The following is a 19314-nucleotide window of genomic DNA, read 5'->3' on the forward strand; positions in this document are numbered from 1 at the left end:
CGATTGACGATGTCGTCAGCCGAGTTCGGCGTTCAGACGCTCGATGAGGTCATCGACCCGCATGGTGCCAAGATCCTCGCCGCTGCGTGTCCGCACGGCCACCGAGTCGGCCTCGACTTCCTTATCTCCCACCACGAGGAGATAGGGAACTTTCTGCAACGTATGCTCGCGGATTTTAAAGCCGATCTTCTCGTTCCTCAAGTCCGCCCTGACGCGAAGGCCGATTTTCTGCAGCCGCTGCTCGAGATCGAGGACGTAGTCGCGCTGCGCATCGGTGATATTGAGGATCACCGCCTGCTGAGGCGCCAGCCACAGCGGCATGGCTCCGGCGTAGTGCTCGATCAGGATGCCGAGGAAGCGCTCGAAGGAGCCCAGGATCGCCCGGTGCAGCATGACCGGGGTCTTGCGGGCCCCGTCCTCGTCGACGAACTGGGCGCCGAGGCGACCCGGCAGGTTGAAGTCGAGCTGCAGGGTACCACACTGCCAGACCCGATTGAGACAGTCGCGCAGGGAGAACTCGATCTTGGGCCCGTAGAAGGCGCCCTCGCCCGGCTGCAGCTCCCATTCGAGCCCGGTGGCGTTCAGCGCCGCCTCGAGGCCTGCCTCGGCCCGGTCCCACATCTCGGGCTCGCCGAGGAAGTCATCGGGGCGGGTGGAGAGCTTGAGCTCCACGTCGTCGAAGCCGAGCTCCTGGTAGACCTTGAGGGTCAGGGCGATGAAGGCCTCGGCCTCGGCCTGGATCTGCTTCTCGGTGCAGAAGATATGGGCGTCGTCCTGGGTGAAGGCGCGCACCCGCATCAGGCCGTGCAGCGAGCCGGACGGCTCGTTGCGGTGGCAGCTGCCGAACTCGGCCAGGCGCAGCGGCAGGTCCCGGTAGCTCTTCAGCCCCTGGTTGAACACCTGCACGTGGCAGGGGCAGTTCATGGGCTTGACGGCGTACTCGCGCTTCTCGGACTCGGTGGTGAACATCAGGTCGCTGTAGTGGCCCCAGTGGCCGGACTTCTTCCACAGCGAGAGGTCCACCACCTGGGGCGTCCGGATCTCCTGGTAGCCGTTCTCGACCTGCACCCGGCGCATGTACTGCTCCAGGGCCTGGTACATGGTCCAGCCGTTGGGATGCCAGAACACCATGCCCGGGGCCTCCTCCTGGAGGTGGAAGAGGTCCATCTTCCTGGCCAGCTTGCGGTGGTCGCGCTTCTCGGCCTCCTCGAGGCGCTTGAGGTAGGCCTTGAGCTGCTTCTTGTCGGGCCAGGCAGTGCCGTAGATGCGGGTCAGCATCGGCTTGGTGGCGTCGCCCCGCCAGTAGGCGCCGGCCAGCTTGGTGAGCTTGAAGGCCTTCAGGTGCCGGGTTTTGGGCACATGGGGCCCCCGGCACATGTCGGTGTACTCTTCATGGTGGTAGAGGCGGATGGTCTCGCCTTCCGGGATCTCACGGACGATCTCCTGCTTGTAGGTCTCGTCGCGGTGCAGGAAGGTGAGCATGGCCTTGTCACGATCGACATACTCGCGGACCACATCGTAGTCCTGGTCGATCAGCTGCTTCATGCGCTTCTCGATGGCCTCGAGGTCCTCCGGGGTGACGGAGCGGCCGAAATCGATGTCGTAGTAGAAGCCGTCCTCGATGACCGGGCCGATGGCCATCCTGGCCTCGGGATAGAGCTGCTTGACCGCATGGCCGATGAGGTGGGCGCAGGAGTGGCGAATGACCTCCAGGCCCTCGGGGTCGCGGGCCGTGAGTATCGCCACCTCGGCGTCACGGTCGATGACATCGGCGGCATCCACCGCCACGCCATCGATCTTGCCGGCCACGCAGGCCTTGGCCAGGCCGGGGCCGATGCTCTCGGCGAGCTGCATCACGGTGATCGGTTCGTCGAAGGGTCTCTGGCTGCCGTCGGGCAGGGTCACGATGGGCATGAAGGAGTCCTTGTGCGCAGTGGTGGCCCATACGAAAGACCACATGTCGCGTTGAACGGGAATGAAGGGTGAGGCGCCGCCCGCTGCCGACCTTCACGACCCGGCGCGTCGTGGCGACGGGAGTGAGACGGTGCCGGCCTGGCGCGGCGAGGCAGTACCATACCAGAAGCGCGCGGCCCGGTGCCATCCTGCCCCAACGCAGCAGGGGCGCCCGAAGGCGCCCCTGTGCGCGAGCCGTCAGGCTCGATCGGGTTTCTCGGCGGCCGGCTTACTGGCTGCTGATCTCCACCCGACGGTTCATGGCACGGCCTTCGTCGGTCTCGTTGGTGGCGACCGGACGCTCCTCGCCGTAGCCCACGGTACGCATGCGGCCGTTGGCGACGCCCTGGGAGACCAGGTAGTCACGCACGGAATCCGCACGACGCTGGGACAGGCCCTGGTTGTACTCGTTGGAGCCGACTGAGTCGGTGTGACCGGCAATGATCACGCGAACCTCGGGGTTGTTGCGCAGGGTGTTGGCCACCTGGTTCAGCTCGGCGGCGGCACCGGGGCGCAGCTCGGAGGAATCGAAGGCGAAGGTGACGTCGCTCTGCAGGGTCACCGGCTCGAACGTGGGCACCGGCTCGGGCTCGGGCTCGGGCATCGGCTCGGGCTCGGCCACCGGCTCCGGCGAGCGGTCGGCACACAGCATGGCCCCCAGGGCGGCACCGGCGACGGTACCGGTGGCGGCACCTTCCTCTTCATCGGAGCTGCCGCTGGTGGCATAGCCGATGCTGCCGCCGATCAGGCCACCGGCGATGCCGCACACCACGGGCTGCTGGTACCAGGGACGGTCGGAGGAGGGGTCGGTGTTGGGAGTGGCGCAGCCGGCGAGGCCGACCACCAGGGCAGAACCGAGCAGCAAGCCAGTCGTAGATTTTTTCATTTTTCAAACTCCTTGTTTGACACTGTTCCCGAGGGCGGCGTCACTCCCACCGCCCCGGTGATCCCGAACGATCGGCCGGCGCGGGTCGGCATTCCATGGCCCACGACGACGTGCGGTGGCGACACGACAAAAGCGTTCGAGTGCCAGCCACCCATGGCACGCTGCCAAGCTTGCAGCACCGCGCCATATCTTTCAATCGTCTTCCGTTGAAGTTAGCAGAACGTGAGCCAGGCGACACGGGCGATGGGCGCCTCAGTGCAGGCTGCCCGGCCAGCCGCGGCGGAACTCCAGCGCGGCCCTGGCCGCCTCGAGCACCGCGCCACGCAGCTCGTCCTCCACGGCCAGGCGCTCGCGGTCCTCCTTGAAGCGCTCCTTGGGTGAGAGCGCCATGCGCGCGTCATGGGTATGCAGGTGACGGGTCCGGGCATGCACCTCGCCGAAGGGCCGGAAGGCGTCGCGCTCGAGCAGGCGCGAATCGAGGATCTCCAGCAGCACCTTGCAGCGCCAGGATCCCTCCGTCACGTCGACCTGCTCCTGCAGCAGGGCCGAGGCCACCAGCTCCAGGTTCTCGAGGCAGTTCTCGTGGGCTCGCTGCTCCTCCTCGACACGGAAGGCGCGGCGACGTCGCACCTCCCGCCACAGGGTGAAGGCATAGGCGGCAAGGCCGGCGATGATCGCCAGGGCCACACCGGACAGGATCAGTACAGTAGTCGTCGTCATCGAGGTATCCGGGAAAGGGAAGTGGATATCAACTGAGAACCATTCTACCCTCGCGGCGCGTTGCACCCAAACCCGTCCCTCACGCGGGCGGCAGCCGCGAGACCCAGCGGCCATCCGCGCAGGCGATGAAGTGGCCATTGACCAGGCTGGCGCCCTGGTCGCAGCGCAGCGGCGCGAGCCCCTCGACCGCCAGCACCACCCCGCCGGCGCCCTCCAGCACCGCCTGGCCGGCGGCGGTGTCCCACTGGCAGGTCGGCGAGAAACGCGGGTAGAGGTCGGCCGCCCCCTCGGCGATGCGGCAGAACTTCACCGAGCTGCCGCAGCGTTCCAGCTGTGCCCCGGGAATCGCCGCCACCCACTCGCGGGTCCGGGGATCGAGGTGGGCTCGGCTGGCCAGCACGCGGGGCGGCCAGCGGGGCGCCACCCGGATGGGCTCGCAGCGCCCCCCCGACCAGCGCCAGGCCCCTCGCCCGGCACCGCCCGCCCAGCTGATCCCGGCGGCCGGGGCATGCACCACCCCCAGCACGGCACGCCCCGACTCGATGAGCGCCACGTTGACCGTGAAGTCATCGAAGCCGTCGACGAACTCCCGCGTGCCGTCCAGCGGGTCGATCAGCCAGAAACGCGTCCACCGGCGTCGCTCCTGCCAGGGGGTCGCCTCCCCCTCCTCGGAGAGCAGCGGCAGGTCGGAGAGCGTCCGCAGCCCCTCGCTCAGGCAGCGATGGGCGGCCAGGTCCGCCGCGGTGACCGGGCTCTGGTCGGCCTTGAGTTCGACCCGGAAGGCACGCTCGCGGACGGCCAGGATCGTGCGGCCGGCCTCCACGCAGAGTGCTTCCAGGCTGTCGAGGCGGGGAAGGGGCGGGTTCATGGGCGCGGCTTCCATGGCGGTATGGGGGGCGTTGGACGACTCTGACAAAAGATCGGGCCGACCGCCAGCCCGCCCTCGACCGGGGTTCCTCGGCGTCACGAATGGGGCGCCGACATTAGACGAAAGGCTAACTCGGCGGCGCTTTCCACCGGCTACAACTTAAGTAGAATGCGCCGCGTCGCCTGCGACGCCCATCCTGCTGAAGGAGTCACCATGCAGACCCGCGACGACGCTCCCGACAAGGTACCGGGCCCCTCCACCGCCGGACGCATCGGCCTCTGGCTGGGGCCCCTGCTGCTGCTGGCCACCCTGCTGCTGCCCGCCCCCGAGGGGATGAGCGACCCCGCCTGGGCCTGCGTGGGCATGGCGCTGCTGATGGCCACCTGGTGGTCCACCGAGGCCATCCCGATCCCGGTCACCTCGCTGCTCCCGCTGGTGCTGGTGCCGGCGCTGGGCCTCGGCAGCATGGGCGAGGCGGCGGGCAGCTACGCCAACCCGATCATCTACCTGTTCCTGGGCGGCTTCCTGCTGGGGATCGCCATGCAGCGCTGGAACCTGCACCGGCGCCTCGCCCTGCACGTGCTGAAGCTGGTCGGTCCCCAGCCGCGGCGCCAGATCGGCGGCTTCATGATCGCCACCGGCTTCCTCAGCATGTGGGTCTCCAACACCGCCACGGCGATCATGATGCTGCCCATCGGCATGTCGGTGATCGCCCTGCTGGGCGACACCGACCCCGAGGAGCTGAAGCGCTATGCGACCGCCCTGCTGCTGGCCATCGCCTACTCGGCCAGCATCGGCGGCGTCGCCACCCTGATCGGCACGCCGCCCAACGCCCTGCTGGCCGGCTACCTGGCCGAGGACCGCGGCATCGACATCGGCTTCGCCCAGTGGATGGTCATCGGCCTGCCGATCAGCATCGCCATGATGGCCGCCGCCTGGTGGTGGCTGACCCGTCGCGGCTTCTCGCTGGCGAGCGGGGGCGGCAGCGCCGGCATGGTCCACGACGAGCTCGAGCGGATCGGTCCCATGAGCACCGCCGAGACCCGCGTCGGCGTGATCTTCTCGCTCGCCGCGGTGGCCTGGGTGGTGCGACCGCTGCTCAACGACCTCGGGCTCGGCTGGCTCTCGGACACCGGCATCGCCATCGCCGCCGGCATCGCGCTGTTCCTGGTGCCCAGCGGACGCGGGGACGGCGAACGGCTGATGGTCTGGGAGGAGGCCCAGAAGCTGCCCTGGGGCATCCTGCTGCTGTTCGGCGGCGGCCTGGCCCTGGCCGGCACCATCACCCGCACGGGCCTCGCCGAACGGATTGCCGCCCAGCTGGGGGTGTTCGGGACCTTCCCGCTGCTGCTGATGATCGGCATCGTGGTGCTGGTGATCATCTTCCTCACCGAGGTGACCTCCAACACCGCCACCGCGGCCGCCTTCCTGCCGCTGCTCGGTGCCCTGGCCCTGTCGCTGGACATCTCGCCGCTGCTGATCACCGTGCCGGCCGCCATCGCCGCCAGCTGCGCCTTCATGATGCCCGTCGCCACACCGCCCAATGCCATCGTGTTCGGCACCGGCCACATGAAGATCCAGTCGATGATCCGTGCCGGCTTCGCCCTCAACCTGATCAGCACCGTGCTGGTGACCCTGATGGCCTACTTCCTGATCATCACCCTCTGGTGACCCGGGGTCACTCCGCCCGGAAGCAGGAAGCCCGGCAACATGCCGGGCTTCCTGCGTCATGGGGCAGGTCGCGCGTCACAGCGTCCAGGCCAGCGCGTAGTGGTCGAGCAGCAGCACCCCGAAGACGCCGAGGATGTAGCGAATCGAGAACCAGAAGGCGGCCAGCGGCGCGCGGGGGTCCTGGCCGCGCCAGACCTGCCAGTTCCAGAACATGAAGCGGGCGTTGAGCACCGCGATCCCCACCAGGTAGACAGCGCCGCTCATGCCGATGGCGAAGGGCATCAGCGTCACCGCCACGGTGAGCCAGCCGTAGAGCCACACCTGGAGCCGGGTGAAGGCCTCGCCGTGGGTCACCGGCAGCATGGGTACGCCGGCCCGTGCATACTCGTCGCGCTTGTGCAGCGCCAGGGCCCAGAAGTGCGGCGGCGTCCAGGCGAACACGATCAGCATCAGCAGCAGCGGCTCCGGGCCGAGCTGCCCGGTCACCGCCGTCCAGCCCAGCAGCGGCGGCGCCGCGCCCGCCACCCCGCCGATCACGATGTTCTGCGGCGTGGCATGCTTGAGGAAGGCGGTGTAGACCAGCGCATAGCCGATCAGCGAGCCCAGGGTCAGCCAGGCGGTCAGCGCATTGACCTGCCAGACCAGCAGCCCGATGCCCGCCACCGAGAGCAGCGTGGCCCAGGCCAGCGCCACCGCGCTGGGCATCCGCCGGGCCGCCAGCGGCCGTCGCGAGGTCCTGAGCATCATGGCATCCAGGCGACGATCCACCACGTGGTTGAAGGCCGCCGCCCCACCCGCGGCCAGGCCGATGCCGGCCAGCCCGAAGAACACCACCGCCAGCGAGGGCAGCACCGGCCGCGCCAGCGCCATGCCCACCAGGGCACAGACCAGCATGACCACCACCACCCGGGGCTTGCACAGCGTCACCAGGTCACGCCACCCCCAGTCCGCCGATGCCAGCAGGTCGGCCCGCTCCAGTTCCGCTCGAGATGTCACAGCCTCAGACATGGGCCCACTCCTTCTCTACCGTTTGTTGTTTGGCGGCCTGCGGGGCCGACTCGCGCCAGCCCCAGACGGCCAGTGCCATCATCACCACCAGGGCCACCGCCCCGGCGGTGTGCAGCAGGGCCAGCCAGAGCGGCAGCCACAGCAGCACGTTGGCGATGCCGAGCCCCAGCTGCACCACGAACACGCCGACCAGGCCGCCCAGCCAGGGGCGCAGCCGGGCCTCGTGCCAGTGGCGCAGCGCCAGCAGCAGCAGGACCAGGCCCAGGGCCAGGGCCCCCAGCCGATGGGCGAACTGGATGGCCGTGCGGGCATCGGCATGCAGCTGGCCGTGCAGGTAGTTGGGCCCCACGCTCTGGGTCAGGTGGAACCCCTCGCTCCAGTCCATGGCCGGCCACCACTGGCCGTTGCAGGTGGGAAAGCCCTGGCAGGCGATCCCCGCATAGTTGCTGGAGACCCAGCCACCCAGCGCCAGCTGCCCCACCAGCAGCAGCATGGCCAGGGCCCACAGCGGGGTCAGCGGGCGGCGCGGCGCTGCCACCCCACCCAGGGTCAGCCTGCCGGCGGCGAAGCGCCGCAGCCGCAGGTGCAGCCAGAGGAACAGCAGCATCACCGAGAGGCCGCCCAGCAGGTGCATGGTGACCACCTGGGGCCACAGCTTGAGGGTCACGGTGAAGGCCCCGAAGGCGCCCTGCAGCAGGATCACCCCGAGCAGCGCCAGGCTGACCCCCCAGGGGTAGTCGGCACGCCGCCGCAGCGGCGCGCCCAGCACGACCAAGGCGATCACCAGCAACCCCAGGGTCGAGGCCACATAGCGGTGGACCATCTCGACCCAGGCCTTGAAGCTCTCCAGCGGCGCATCGGGGCTATGCGCCAGGGCGCGGGTCTCGTCGGGCACCACCAGCCGCCCGTAGCAGCCCGGCCAGTCGGGACAGCCCAGGCCCGCGTCGACCAGGCGGGTCCAGACGCCCACCAGGATCACCCCGATGGTGAACAGCACCCCGACCAGGCTCAGGGTCAACAGCAGGCGCACCCGGCGCCGCGAATCGCTCATCGTCACCTCGCTCTCTCCCTGCAGGTCAACGGCGCGCCAGCTCGCGCTCATCCCGTCTCGTCACCTCGGGATTCATGCGCAGCAGCCGATTGATGTCATCCAGCACGTCGCGGGCGTCGGCATCGGCGCCATAGCCCAGCACCGGCAGTCCCTGGGGGTCGAGCACCCAGAGGCGGTCGGCCTCCCGCCAGCCGGGCGTCACCGCCCAGTGGGCCACGGCTTCGCCAGGCAGTGCCGCGGCGTCGCCGCCGATGCGCAGCCGGCTGACCCGCGGCGCCTCGCGGCCCAGGGCCCGGTGCAGGCGCCACCACTGGTCGGCCAGGGCCTCGCAGCGCTCGCCACAGTCGAAGGCCAGCACCCAGTCGCCGTGAACGTGGTCGGGGACGGACTCGGCCAGCGGCCACTCGGCCAGGGTCGGGATATCGGGCACCAGGTCGCCATGGGCGGTGCGCTCGTCGGGGATGCCGATCCGCCACGACACCATGATCCAGGCCACCAGCAGCGGCAGGGCGAAGAGGGCCATCAGCGCCAGCAGCTTGAGGCGCGGATGGCGGATGGGATGGGGGCGGCTCATGGGCGCGTCTCCTCGGCAGGGGCAGACAGGGAAAGGGAAGAGGACGAACGGTCGCGCCCCAGGCGCCGGCCGCCGATCAGCATCACCAGGAAGGCGGCCAGGGCCAGGCCCCACCACTGCACGGCATAGCCCAGGTGGCGGCTCGGCGGCATCACGCTGGGGGTCCACCAGGGTTCCAGGTGGCCGGGGCCGCGCTCCAGGTGCAGCCAGCCCGCGTGGGCGAAGGGCAGCGACCAGGCCGCCAGCTCGATGCGCTGCAGGCGCTGGCCCTCGCGGTTGGGGCCGAACAGCGGCGCCCCCTCGCCGGCCACCTGCCAGCGACCCTCGAGGGTCACGTGCCCGGCCGGGGTATCCACCGTCGGGGTCTCGCGTCCGGCGCCGCTGGCCAGGAAACCGCGCTGGACCAGCCAGAGGCGCCCGTCATCGCCGCGCAGCGGGGTCAACGGGGCGACGCCGTGGCGCCCGTCGAGGGTGCGGTTGTCGAGGAACAGGGTCTCCTCGGCGAGGTACTCGCCGGACAGCGTCAGGCGGCTGCCGTCGGGCGGCGTCTGGCGGGGGGCCTCCAGGTGCGGGGCCGCCTCGAGCGCCGCGAGGTAGTCGCGCTTCTCGTCGGCGCGCTCCCACTGCCAGCCCCCCAGGAACAGCCCCAGCGCCACGAGGGGCAACCAGAGCCCCCACCAGAGGCGTTGCCGCCACCGCCCGCGGCGGGCATGCTGGACGTCATCTTGCTTCAAGGAGTTTCCCATGCTGCTGAAGGTCCTGATCGCCCTGGTCTTCCTGGGCATGGTGGCCAGCCTGGCCGCCGGTGCCGGCTTCCTGCTGCGCGACGGCAGCGCCTCCCGTCGGCTGCTCGTCTCGCTCAAGGTCAGGGTCGCCCTCGCGGCCACCCTGCTCGCCCTGCTCTTCTACGGCTTCCACCTCGGCAGCCTCGGCGGCTGAGCCGGTGCGGCCGGCGCCCCGCGCCGGCTCAGAACACATAGACGAAGATGAACAGCCCGATCCACACCACGTCCACGAAGTGCCAGTACCAGCAGGCCGCCTCGAACCCGAAGTGGTCATCGCCGGAGAAGTGGCCGCGCTGGATGCGGGCGAACATCACCGCCAGGATGGTGGCGCCGATGATCACGTGCAGCCCGTGGAAACCGGTCAGCAGGAAGAAGGTCGCCCCGTAGATCCCCGCCTGCAGGGTGATGCCGTAGTGGGTATAGGCCTCGTAGTACTCCACGCCCTGGATGACGATGAAGGTGACGCCGAGCAGCAGCGTGCCGAACAGCCAGTTGCGGGTGGTCTCGCGGTGCCCCTCCTTGAGCCCCTCGTGGGCCACGGTGAGGGTGATGCTCGAGGCCACCAGGATCAGGGTGTTGACCAGCGGCAGGTGCCAGGGGCTGAGCACCTCGCGCGGCCCCTCGACCCCCTCGCCGGGCGGGTTCATCAGCGGCCAGCTGGCGGTGAAGTCGGGCCACAGCAGCGCCGCCACCCCCTTGGCCCCCTCGCCGTCCAGCCACGGCAGCGCGAAGGTGCGCACGTAGAAGAGCGCCCCGAAGAAGGCGGCGAAGAACATCACCTCCGAGAAGATGAACCAGCCCATTCCCTGGCGGAAGGAGCGGTCCATCTGGGCATCGTAGAGGCCGGCCCGCGACTCCTTCACCACGTCGCGGAACCACAGCGCCATGACAGTGAGTACCGCGGCGAGCCCGATGGCCATCACCAGGCTGCCGCGGCCATGCACCAGCACCAGGCCGGTGCCGATCATCATCACGCCGAGGGCGAGAGAGCCGAGGATCGGCCACTTGCTGGTCGCGGGTACGTAATAGCTGCCACCACTCATGCCTCATCTCCTTTGCCGGCAGTCGCCCGGGCCTGAAGCGGCGCCTTGTCGCGGGTGACCGGATACAGGGTATAGACCAGGGTCAGGGTATTGACGTCGCTCGGCAGGTCCCTGGCGACCTGGAACACCAGCGGCAGCTCCAGGCGCTCGCCGGCCGTCAGGTGCTGCTCCTCGAAGCAGAAGCAGGTCATCTTGCGCAGGTGCGGGGCGGCACTCGAGGGCGAGACACTGGGCACCGCCCTGCCCCAGCTGCCGCTGTCGCTGCGGTTGTGGAAGGCGAAGTTGACCTCGGCGCTCTGCCCGGGGTGCACGCGGACCTGGCGGGTCTCCACGTCGAGGTTCCAGGGCAGGCCGGACCCGCTGCGGGTAATGAACTGCACGGTGACCATGCGCGACTCGTCGACCTCCTCGTGGATCAGCGCCTGGGCCGAGCCGCGGGTCTTGCCGTTGATGCCCGTGACCTCGCAGAACACGTCGTAGAGCGGCACCAGCGCGAAGGCGAAGGCGAACATCCCCACCAGCGCGGCCACCGTCCTCACCACGGTGCGCCGCACGCCGGGATAGCGCTGTGAGTCTTCCCGTGTGGAATCGCTCATGCTGGCGTCTCCTCTTGCCGTCGGGCCACGCTCAGTGCTCATGCCGCTGGAAGGTCGGCGGCGTCTCGAAGGTATGCAGCGGGGCCGGGCTCGGCACGCTCCACTCGAGGTCCTCGGCCCCCTCCCAGGCCTTGGCCGGCGCCTTCTCGCCGCCGCGCACGCAGAGGATCACCACCGCCACGAACACCAGCTGCGAGGCGCCGAACATGAAGGCGCCCAGGCTCGACACCAGGTTGAAGTCGGCGAACTGCAGGGCGTAGTCGGGGATGCGGCGCGGCATCCCGGCGAGCCCGGAGAAGTGCATGGGGAAGAAGGTCAGGTTGACCCCGATCACCGACAGCCAGAAGTGCCACTGGGCCAGCTTCACGTTGGGGTAGTGGCCGGTCCACTTGGGCAGCCAGTAGTAGACCCCGGCCATGATGGCGAAGACCGCCCCCGGCACCAGCACGTAGTGGAAGTGCGCCACCACGAAGTAGGTGTCGTGGTACTGGAAGTCGGCCGGGGCGATGGCCAGCATCAGCCCGGAGAAGCCGCCGATGGTGAACAGCACCACGAAGGCCAGCGCGAAGAGCATCGGCGGCTCGAAGGTGATCGAGCCACGGAACAGGGTGGTGATCCAGTTGAACACCTTCACCCCGGTGGGCACCGCGATCAGCATGGTGGTGTACATGAAGAACAGCTCGGCCACCAGCGGCAGTCCCACCACGAACATGTGATGTGCCCAGACCAGGAACGAGAGGATCGCGATGGAGGCCGTGGCATAGACCATGGAGGCATAGCCGAACAGCCGCTTGCGGGCGAAGGTCGGGATGATCGCCGAGACGATACCGAACGCCGGCAGGATCATGATGTAGACCTCGGGGTGCCCGAAGAACCAGAACAGGTGCTGGAAGAGCACCGGGTCGCCGCCGCCGGCGGCATTGAAGAAGCTGGTGCCGAAGTTGATGTCCATCAGCATCATGGTGATCACCCCGGCCAGCACGGGCATCACCGCGATCAGCAGGAAGGCGGTGATCAGCCAGGTCCAGACGAACAGCGGCATGTCCATCATCCGCATCCCGGGCGCCCGCATGTTGAGGATGGTGGCGACGATGTTGATGGCACCGAGGATCGAGCTGATGCCAGCGATATGCAGCGAGAGGATGAAGAAGGTGGTGGACGGCGGCGCATAGGTGGTGGAGAGCGGCGCGTAGAAGGTCCAGCCGAAGTTGGGCCCCCCGCCCGGCATCAGCAGGGTCGAGAGCAGCAGCAGGAAGGCCACCGGCAGCAGCCAGAAGCTGAAGTTGTTGAGCCGCGGCAGGGCCATGTCCGGCGCGCCGATCTGCAGCGGGATCATCCAGTTGGCCAGCCCCGTGAAGGCCGGCATGACCGCCGCGAAGACCATGATCAGGCCGTGCATGGTGGTCATCTGGTTGAAGAACTCCGGATTGACCAGCTGCAGGCCCGGCTGGAAGAGCTCGGCGCGCACCACCAGCGCGAAGATCCCGCCGATGAAGAACATGATCAGCGAGAAGATCAGGTAGAGGCTGCCGATCTCCTTGTGGTTGGTGGTGAGCAGCCAGCGCAGCAGGCCGCGGGGCGGCGCATGGTGCGCCGATGCCTGGCCGCCGGCAGCGGACGCGGTGCTCTGCTCGACGGGGTGATGCGGAGGCAGCTTGGGCGCCATCGTGAATCTCCCTGATCTGTCGTTGTTCTTGGAGAAAGGGTCGTAGGAGTGTCGAAGCCGGCGGCGGCGCTACTGCGCCAGCCGCTCGGCGACATCCGCGGGTTGGACCGCCTCTCCGGTATCGTTGCCCCAGGCATTGCGGGTCCAGGTCACCACGGCAGCGATCTCGACCGGGTTCAGGGTACTGCGGAAGGCCGGCATCGCCGTTCCCGACACCCCGTTGATCACGGTATCGAGGTGCCACTCGAGGTCGTCGATCAGCCGCTGGTTGCCGGCCAGGGCCGGGAAGGCGGGCGGGCTGCCCTGTCCCTCGGCCTGGTGGCAGGAGGCGCAGATGCTGCCGTAGACGCCCTCGCCGCGCTCCATCAGCTCGGCCAGCTCCCACTCGCGGTCGACCCCCATGGCCTCCTGCTCGGCGGCCTCCTTGCGCTCGGCGAGCCAGGCATCGAAGTCCTCCTCCTCCATGGCGTGCACCACCACAGGCATGAAGCCATGGTCCATGCCGCAGAGTTCGGCGCACTGGCCGCGGTAGATCCCGGGCTCGTTGATGCGCACCCAGTTCTCGTTGACGAAGCCGGGGATGGTGTCCTGCTTGACGGCCAGCTCCGGCACCCACCAGGAGTGGATGACATCGTCGGAGGTCATCAGGAAGCGCACCTTGCGATTGATCGGCAGCACCAGCGGCTCGTCGACCTCCAGCAGGTAGTGCTCGCCGCGGGCCTCCGCCCCGCGGATCTGGTCGCGCGGGGTGCCGAGGTTGGAGGTGAAGGCGACATCCTCGCCGAGGTACTCGTAGCGCCAGCGCCACTGCTGGCCGATGATCATCACGTCCAGCTCGGCATCCGAGGCGTCGTACATCTTCTTGAGGGTGGCGGTGGCGGGCACCGCCATGCCGACCAGGATCAGCAGCGGCACCGCGGTCCAGATCACCTCGACGGTGGTGTTCTCGTGGAAGTGGGCGGACTTGGCCCCCTTGGAACGGCGGAAGCGGAACAGGGAGTAGAACATCACCCCGAAGACCACCACGCCGATGATCACGCAGATCCAGAAGATGGTCATGTGCAGGGAGTGGATCTCGCGACTGACATCGGTGACCCCCACCGGCATGTTCCAGCCATTGGCCATGGCCAGGGGAACCCCCAGGGCGAGCCCCAGGCTACCCGCCATCCACACGAGCAACGTGCGCATCGGCGCCTCCTCTTCACTTGTTGTTGTCGTATCGCGCCACCCGGTGAGGGCCAGGGGAAGACTGCTGCCATCATCACCGGCGAGGTGTCTTGCGCTGTGCGATTAACGCAATATTAGCCACGTCTGACATGGAGTATAGAAGGCACTGGCTGCGACACCCTGCCACACCGCGCTCCGTTGCCAACGCGGGTTTCAACGGGCGGCCTGGATGGCCACCAGCGCCACCACCCCCACCAGCAGCAACGCCATCACGATCCCCACCAGGATGAAGGCCCCGGGGCGTCCCTTCTCGAAATCCTCGCGACGCCGCTCCTCCCTCTGCACCCCGAAGAAGGCGGCCAGTACGGACTTCACCACGCTCCACATCCGGTTCTCTCCTGCTGCGGTCGAGTCGTCGCCTGTGGCTTGACCCCCATCAACCCTGGCACGAATACAGGGGGCAGCGGCCCATGGCTCTCCTATACTCTTTACGGTTTATTGCGATTCCCTGCAACCCGCCTTACCCCTCTCGGGGCAGCGAAGGAGCCGATCATGACGAAGAAACCGTTCGGGATGGACATGGGCATGGCCAGCGCCAATCCGATGCTGGAGTGGTGGCAGCAGCAGTGGATGAAGGGCGGCAACCCCATGGCCCGCATGCAGCTGGCGTGGATGGAGAGCATGGCCGAGGCCATGCAGTTCGAGGCGCAGTTCCTCAAGGCGATCGCCGAGAGCGGGGAGCGCCTGTCGAAGTGCTTCGACGGCGAGGGTCCCACCAGCCCCGAGGAGCTTCAGGAGTGCTACCAGAAGCTGGTCCAGGAGGTCAGCGACGCCCAGATGAAGCGCATGGAACATGCCACCCAGCTTACCCACGACTTCCGCAAGCGGATCTGGGAGGAGATCTGACGACGCCCCAGGCCAATGGACGAGCATTCGGCGCCCCCTCCTCGGGGGCGCCTGCCGTTGTGGCTCAGCTCAAGCCGAACAGGCGCGTCAGCAGCGGCAGCAGGAAGGCAGTGAGCAGGCCGGTCAGACCCATGGCGAGGCCCGAGAAGGCTCCGGCCACCGCCCCGATGCGGGCGAACGCCTGGGCCGTGCCGAAACCATGGGCCGACAGCCCCAGGGCGAAGCCCTGCACGGCGGGGTCGCTGACCCGCAACAGGCGAAAGACCCAGGGCGCCAGGGCGCAGCCGATGGAGCCGGTCAGCAGCACCAGGCCCGCGGCGAGCGACGGGATGCCACCGATCTGCTCGGCGATCCCCATGGCGATGGGCGAGGTCACCGAGCGCGGCGCCAGCGACAGCAGCGTCGCCGGCTGGGCGCCCATCGCCAGGGCCACGCCCAGGGTGGTCACCACCGCGGTGACGATGCCCACCAGGCAGGCGATGAGCAGCGGGCCCAGCAGGCGGCGCACCCGTTCGCGATGGTCATAGAGGGGAATCGCCAGCGCTACGGTGGCCGGGCCCAGCAGGAAATGGATGAACTGTGCCCCCTCGAAGTAGGTGGCGTACTCCATGTCCACCAGCAGCAGCAGGCCGATCAGCATGGCGATGGAGAGGGTCACCGGGTGCAGCAGCGCGGTGCCGCCCAGCGCTCGGTTGATCCACACGGCCAGCGCGAAGACCACCAGCGTCGCCAGCAGCGAGAGCAGCGGGTTGCCGGAGAGGTAGACCCACAGCTGGTCGAGGTCGGCGACGTTCATGCCCGCCCCCTCCCCCGGCGCCGGTTCAGGCGGTCCAGCACCCAGACCGTCGCCACCAGGGTCAGCGCCGTGGAGACCACCAGGGTCACCAGGATCGCCCAGACGTCCATGCCGATCAGCCGGAAGTGGACCATCAGCCCCACCCCCGCCGGCACGAACAGCAGGGTCAGGTAGCGCAGCAGCCCCTCGCCGGTGAGCCGCAGGCTGTCGGGCACCTTGCCGCGGATCATCAGCCCCGCCAGCAGGATCACCATGCCGATCACCGGGCCGGGAATCGGCAGGGTCAGGCCACGCGCCAGCAGCTCACCCAGGAACTGGCAGGCCAGCAGGATACTCATCCCCATGATCAGCGGCATGTCCGCCCTCCTCTCGTCGTATCCGGTCAGGCGGCCGCGACCCGGCCACGCCCGACCGTCGGCCGGCCTCAGTGCAGCTTGTGAGCCTCGTCGTCCGAGACCGGCACCGGCTCGGCACCGGCATCCTCCAGGTCGGCCCAGGGCTCGCGCGGCGCCTCGGTGCGTTCACCGGTCCGCGCGGCGTAGCGCTCGCGGTGCAGAGCCTTGAGCAGGCCGGCGATCATCAGCATGATCACTACCGAGAACGGCAGCGCCGCCATGATCACCGCCGCCTGCAGGGTCTCCAGGCCGCCGGCCATCAGCAGCACCGCGGTCAGCAGCCCCAGCACCACCCCCCACAGGATGCGATGGAAGGTGGGCGGCTCGGGATCGCCCCCCGACAGGATGGTGTTGATCACCAGGGTCCCGGCATTGGCGGAGGTGATCAGGTAGGTGGCGATCAGCACCACCAGCGCCAGCGACACCACCCCACCGGCCGGCCCGAGCTCCATCGCCTCGATGGTGGCAAACAGCGCCGTGGCCACGTCGCGGTCCACCGCCGCGACGATGCCGCCGATCCCGAACAGCTCGTGGTAGAGGGCGGTGCCGCCGAACAGGCCGATCCACACCACGGTGATCACCGTGGGTACCAGCAGCACGCCCATGACGAACTCGCGGAAGGTACGCCCCCGCGAGACCCTTGCGATGAACATGCCCACGAAGGGCGACCAGGCGAGCCACCAGCCCCAGAAGAACACCGTCCACTCCGACTGCCAGCCGTCGTCCCGGGTGGCATTGGTGTGGAAGGCCATGCTCATCAGGTTCTGGATGTAGTCCCCGGCGGACTCGATGGTGATGGCGATCAGGTACTGGGTCGGCCCGAACAGCAGCAGGAACACCACCACCGCGATGCTCAGCCAGAAGTTGGCCTCCGAAAGCAGCCGCACCCCGCGCTTCACGCCGGAGACCACCGAGAAGGTGGCCACTGTCATGATCACCGCGGTCACCACCAGCTGCAGCCATACCGAGCTCTGCCACCCGAACAGCGCCCCCAGGCCGGCATTCATCTGCTGCACGCCGAGCCCCAGGGTGGTGGCGATGCCGAACACCGTGCCGAACACGGCCAGCACGTCCACCGCATCGCCCAGCCCGCCCTCCACGCGCTTGCCGAATATCGGCTGCAGCGCCGAGCGGATGGTCAGCGGCAGTTTCCAGCGATAGGAGAAGTAGGCCAGCACCAGCGCCACGAAGGAGAAGATCGCCCAGCCGTTGAGCCCCCAGTGGAAGTAGGTCAACCGCATCGCCACCCGCGCCGCGTCCGGGGTCATGCCCTCGGCGATGAAGGGGTTCTCCTGGAACTGCAGGATCGGCTGGGCCACCGCCCAGAACAGGATGCCCACCCCGGTGCCGGCGGCGAACAGCATCGACACCCAGGAGAAGAAGGTGAATTCCGGCTGCTCGAAGTCGCCGCCCAGGCGCACGTTCTTGTAGCGCCCCATCCCCAGCCACACCATGAACAGCAGCAGGAAGGCCACCAGCAGGACGTAGTACCACTCGAGGAAGGGATCCAGCACCCCGCGCGCCATGGCCAGTCCCGTGGCCAGCCGCTCGGTGAAGAAGGCCCCGTAGACCAGCGCCACCGCCACGATGACCACCGCCACCAGCGTGATGCGCGGATTCATCCCCTTGAAGAGGCCTCGCTCTGCCTGCCCGTACATGCCGTGATCCTTGTCGCCTGGGTAAATGGGGCGGCGGCACCGCCGGATGCCACATGATAGAGCATAGGCAGGCGGAGTTCAGGACGGACACCTTCCCAAGCAATTGAATCGAAAGTGCAAAAGGGGCTTTTCATTTGCCGGCGAACGCGCTAGTATACGCCTCGTTCTCGGGGGACAGGCCAGACGGCCAGGAAGCCGAAAACCGTGTCGGAGCGTGGCGCAGCTTGGTAGCGCGTTGCAATGGGGTTGCAAAGGTCGCAGGTTCGAATCCTGTCGCTCCGACCAGAAAACACTGTAAAAACCGCCGCTCAGGACCACTTCTCAGCGGCGGTTTTTGTGTGCTCAACCTTCTTGCTCATCACACCATGCCGCCGTCCATGCCCATCCGCACGCTCAAGCGCCTTGCCCTCACCCTGCTGCCCCTGCTGCTGGCCGCCGGCCCTGCCAGCGCGTCGCTGATCGACACGGCGGAGCCACCGTCGAGCGTCGTGGGTAACTCGCCGGGTCAGCACTTCCTGAATGACGTCGAGACGGGGATCAGCCTGCTGCCCGTGGAGGACGGGGTGGTCTGGCTGCACATCAGCGTGAAGGATCGCACGCTCTCCGTGGTGCGTGGCGAGCGCGTGATCCACGAGATCCCCCACTTCGCCATCGGCATCAACGGCGCCGTCGACCTGCGCACCCGTGGCAGCGCCATGACGCCCAAGGGGGAGTTCCGGGTCGAGCGGATCAACCCCAACAGCCAGTACGCCACCTTCATCGGCATCAACTACCCGAATCCGCGGGTGGCCGACCAGGCCCTGTCGGAAGGGCTGATCACCATGGAAGAAGCCGAGCGGATTCACCGCCACTACCGGCAGCATCGCCTCTCCTACCCCAACACCACCCTGGGGGGCGACATCGGCATCCATGGCCTGGGCAACCGCGACCCCTTCCTGAATCGGCGTGTCGACTGGACCGAAGGCTGCCTGGCCGTCGAGAACGACCAGGTACGCCTGCTCCACTCCCTGGTGGAGATCGATACCCCGGTGTTGATCCAGTAGGCCTGCCGCTCTACCCGGCCGTGGCCCGGGTGGCTAAGTGCAGCCGCCCGGCGACCTCCTCCAGCTCCTGAACGATGCCCTCCAACGCCTCGATGCGGGCATCGAGGTACTCCTGCGCCTCGCCGTCGGTGGCGTGGCGGCTGTCCAGCACTGCCTGGCTAACGCTATCTGAAGCATAGGGGTATCCGCAGGACGGAGTCTTGACCTGGCCCCGGGAAAAGCCGGTTAACGTGGCGATATCACAGCGGACAGGCACCCTGCCATGCGGCGGAACGGGAGATGAAGGCGCGGCCTGGGAGGGCCCGTCACCAGGGCGAGCCCGGGACGCAGGGCACAAACGAGAAGGGAAACAGGGGGTACAACAGATGGGAAGCAGGATCGGCCGTCCCTGGCCGGGCAACCTCGCCGCTCAGGGGAGATAGGCCTCGATGGCTGTTAATGGCCAAGTAAATTGACCCAGTACCGGCCAACGCTTTTGACCCACCCCCGAGGTGGCAGCGCTGCCACCATCCACCTACCGTGTCGGCT

The 19314-nt window shown here is 68.3% G+C and carries 21 protein-coding genes and 1 tRNA gene; 5 read left to right on the forward strand and 17 right to left on the reverse strand.

Annotated elements, in window-relative coordinates; all coding sequences use genetic code 11:
* Window positions 1-15 precede the first annotated feature (15 nt).
* From thrS to cysQ, 4 genes are all read right to left on the reverse strand, one after another.
* Window positions 16-1914 (reverse strand): threonine--tRNA ligase, encoded by a 1899-nt coding sequence (gene thrS / locus BDK63_RS07105; RefSeq protein WP_183330669.1) that lies wholly within the window; start codon window positions 1912-1914, stop codon window positions 16-18.
* 268 nt (window positions 1915-2182) lie between these two features.
* Window positions 2183-2839, reverse strand: a complete 657-nt coding sequence (locus tag BDK63_RS07110; protein ID WP_183330670.1) for an OmpA family protein — start codon at window positions 2837-2839, stop codon at window positions 2183-2185.
* A gap of 252 nt (window positions 2840-3091) precedes the next feature.
* Complete coding sequence (locus tag BDK63_RS07115) at window positions 3092-3559, reverse strand: DUF2489 domain-containing protein (RefSeq protein ID WP_183330671.1); 468 nt, start codon at window positions 3557-3559, stop codon at window positions 3092-3094.
* A gap of 79 nt (window positions 3560-3638) precedes the next feature.
* The gene (cysQ, locus tag BDK63_RS07120) at window positions 3639-4427 is read right to left on the reverse strand and encodes a 3'(2'),5'-bisphosphate nucleotidase CysQ (protein ID WP_183330672.1); all 789 of its coding nucleotides are present in this window, start codon (window positions 4425-4427) and stop codon (window positions 3639-3641) included.
* A 213-nt stretch (window positions 4428-4640) separates the two neighbouring features.
* On the opposite strand from cysQ, the gene BDK63_RS07125 reads away from it, so the two are divergent.
* Window positions 4641-6098, forward strand: a complete 1458-nt coding sequence (locus BDK63_RS07125) for an SLC13 family permease (RefSeq protein ID WP_183330673.1) — start codon at window positions 4641-4643, stop codon at window positions 6096-6098.
* A 75-nt stretch (window positions 6099-6173) separates the two neighbouring features.
* Here BDK63_RS07125 and cyoE read toward each other — a convergent pair whose 3' ends face one another.
* Genes cyoE through BDK63_RS07145 form a run of 4 tightly spaced genes read right to left on the reverse strand, consistent with a single transcriptional unit; the run spans window position 6174 to window position 9465 of the window.
* On the reverse strand, window positions 6174-7106 hold the full coding sequence (gene cyoE, locus BDK63_RS07130; protein WP_183330674.1) for a heme o synthase: 933 nt from the start codon (window positions 7104-7106) through the stop codon (window positions 6174-6176).
* Window positions 7099-8157: a COX15/CtaA family protein gene (locus BDK63_RS07135; RefSeq protein ID WP_183330697.1), complete on the reverse strand. Its 1059-nt coding sequence runs from the start codon at window positions 8155-8157 to the stop codon at window positions 7099-7101. The genes cyoE and BDK63_RS07135 overlap by 8 nt, the downstream gene beginning before the upstream one ends.
* A 25-nt stretch (window positions 8158-8182) precedes the next feature.
* On the reverse strand, window positions 8183-8731 hold the full coding sequence (locus BDK63_RS07140; protein WP_183330675.1) for a hypothetical protein: 549 nt from the start codon (window positions 8729-8731) through the stop codon (window positions 8183-8185).
* The gene (locus BDK63_RS07145) at window positions 8728-9465 is read right to left on the reverse strand and encodes an SURF1 family protein (RefSeq protein ID WP_246385904.1); all 738 of its coding nucleotides are present in this window, start codon (window positions 9463-9465) and stop codon (window positions 8728-8730) included. Before BDK63_RS07145 ends, BDK63_RS07140 begins: the two co-directional genes overlap by 4 nt.
* Window positions 9466-9475: 10 nt before the next feature.
* On the opposite strand from BDK63_RS07145, the gene BDK63_RS07150 reads away from it, so the two are divergent.
* The gene (locus tag BDK63_RS07150; protein ID WP_183330677.1) at window positions 9476-9670 is read left to right on the forward strand and encodes a DUF2909 family protein; all 195 of its coding nucleotides are present in this window, start codon (window positions 9476-9478) and stop codon (window positions 9668-9670) included.
* Between the two features lie 28 nt (window positions 9671-9698).
* Here the strand turns inward: BDK63_RS07150 and BDK63_RS07155 are convergent, their stop codons facing one another.
* The 5 genes from BDK63_RS07155 to BDK63_RS07175 all read right to left on the reverse strand — a co-directional run bounded on the left by BDK63_RS07155 (window position 9699) and on the right by BDK63_RS07175 (window position 14375).
* The gene (locus tag BDK63_RS07155; protein ID WP_183330678.1) at window positions 9699-10559 is read right to left on the reverse strand and encodes a cytochrome c oxidase subunit 3; all 861 of its coding nucleotides are present in this window, start codon (window positions 10557-10559) and stop codon (window positions 9699-9701) included.
* A complete protein-coding gene (locus BDK63_RS07160) occupies window positions 10556-11155 on the reverse strand; it encodes a cytochrome c oxidase assembly protein (RefSeq protein WP_183330679.1) in 600 nt (199 codons plus the stop codon). Before BDK63_RS07160 ends, BDK63_RS07155 begins: the two co-directional genes overlap by 4 nt.
* Before the next feature lie 31 nt (window positions 11156-11186).
* Window positions 11187-12821 carry a cytochrome c oxidase subunit I gene (gene ctaD / locus BDK63_RS07165; protein WP_183330680.1) on the reverse strand — a complete coding sequence of 545 codons (1635 nt, stop codon included), beginning with the start codon at window positions 12819-12821 and terminating at the stop codon, window positions 11187-11189.
* A 69-nt stretch (window positions 12822-12890) separates the two neighbouring features.
* Window positions 12891-14009, reverse strand: a complete 1119-nt coding sequence (gene coxB, locus BDK63_RS07170; RefSeq protein ID WP_183330681.1) for a cytochrome c oxidase subunit II — start codon at window positions 14007-14009, stop codon at window positions 12891-12893.
* Window positions 14010-14201: 192 nt separating this feature from the next.
* On the reverse strand, window positions 14202-14375 hold the full coding sequence (locus BDK63_RS07175; RefSeq protein ID WP_183330682.1) for a DUF2970 domain-containing protein: 174 nt from the start codon (window positions 14373-14375) through the stop codon (window positions 14202-14204).
* Between the two features lie 165 nt (window positions 14376-14540).
* Here BDK63_RS07175 and BDK63_RS07180 point away from each other — a divergent pair, with 165 nt between their 5' ends.
* Window positions 14541-14894 carry a hypothetical protein gene (locus BDK63_RS07180; RefSeq protein WP_183330683.1) on the forward strand — a complete coding sequence of 118 codons (354 nt, stop codon included), beginning with the start codon at window positions 14541-14543 and terminating at the stop codon, window positions 14892-14894.
* A 64-nt stretch (window positions 14895-14958) separates the two neighbouring features.
* Here the strand turns inward: BDK63_RS07180 and BDK63_RS07185 are convergent, their stop codons facing one another.
* The 3 genes from BDK63_RS07185 to BDK63_RS07195 form a co-directional block, all read right to left on the reverse strand.
* Entirely contained in the window at window positions 14959-15690 is a 732-nt protein-coding gene (locus BDK63_RS07185) for an LrgB family protein (RefSeq protein WP_183330684.1), read from the reverse strand.
* Window positions 15687-16046 (reverse strand): CidA/LrgA family protein, encoded by a 360-nt coding sequence (locus tag BDK63_RS07190; protein WP_183330685.1) that lies wholly within the window; start codon window positions 16044-16046, stop codon window positions 15687-15689. The genes BDK63_RS07185 and BDK63_RS07190 overlap by 4 nt, the downstream gene beginning before the upstream one ends.
* A 68-nt stretch (window positions 16047-16114) precedes the next feature.
* A complete protein-coding gene (locus BDK63_RS07195) occupies window positions 16115-17743 on the reverse strand; it encodes a BCCT family transporter (RefSeq protein ID WP_183330686.1) in 1629 nt (542 codons plus the stop codon).
* 208 nt (window positions 17744-17951) lie between these two features.
* Here BDK63_RS07195 and BDK63_RS07200 point away from each other — a divergent pair.
* Window positions 17952-18028: transfer RNA gene (locus BDK63_RS07200), tRNA-Pro, on the forward strand.
* A 92-nt stretch (window positions 18029-18120) separates the two neighbouring features.
* Window positions 18121-18786: a L,D-transpeptidase family protein gene (locus tag BDK63_RS07205; protein ID WP_183330687.1), complete on the forward strand. Its 666-nt coding sequence runs from the start codon at window positions 18121-18123 to the stop codon at window positions 18784-18786.
* Window positions 18787-18796: 10 nt separating this feature from the next.
* On the opposite strand, the gene BDK63_RS07210 is transcribed toward BDK63_RS07205, so the two are convergent.
* Complete coding sequence (locus BDK63_RS07210; protein ID WP_183330688.1) at window positions 18797-18937, reverse strand: hypothetical protein; 141 nt, start codon at window positions 18935-18937, stop codon at window positions 18797-18799.
* Window positions 18938-19314: the final 377 nt, after the last annotated feature.

It is taken from the genome of Halomonas campaniensis, assembly GCF_014193375.1.
Lineage (GTDB): Bacteria > Pseudomonadota > Gammaproteobacteria > Pseudomonadales > Halomonadaceae > Halomonas > Halomonas campaniensis.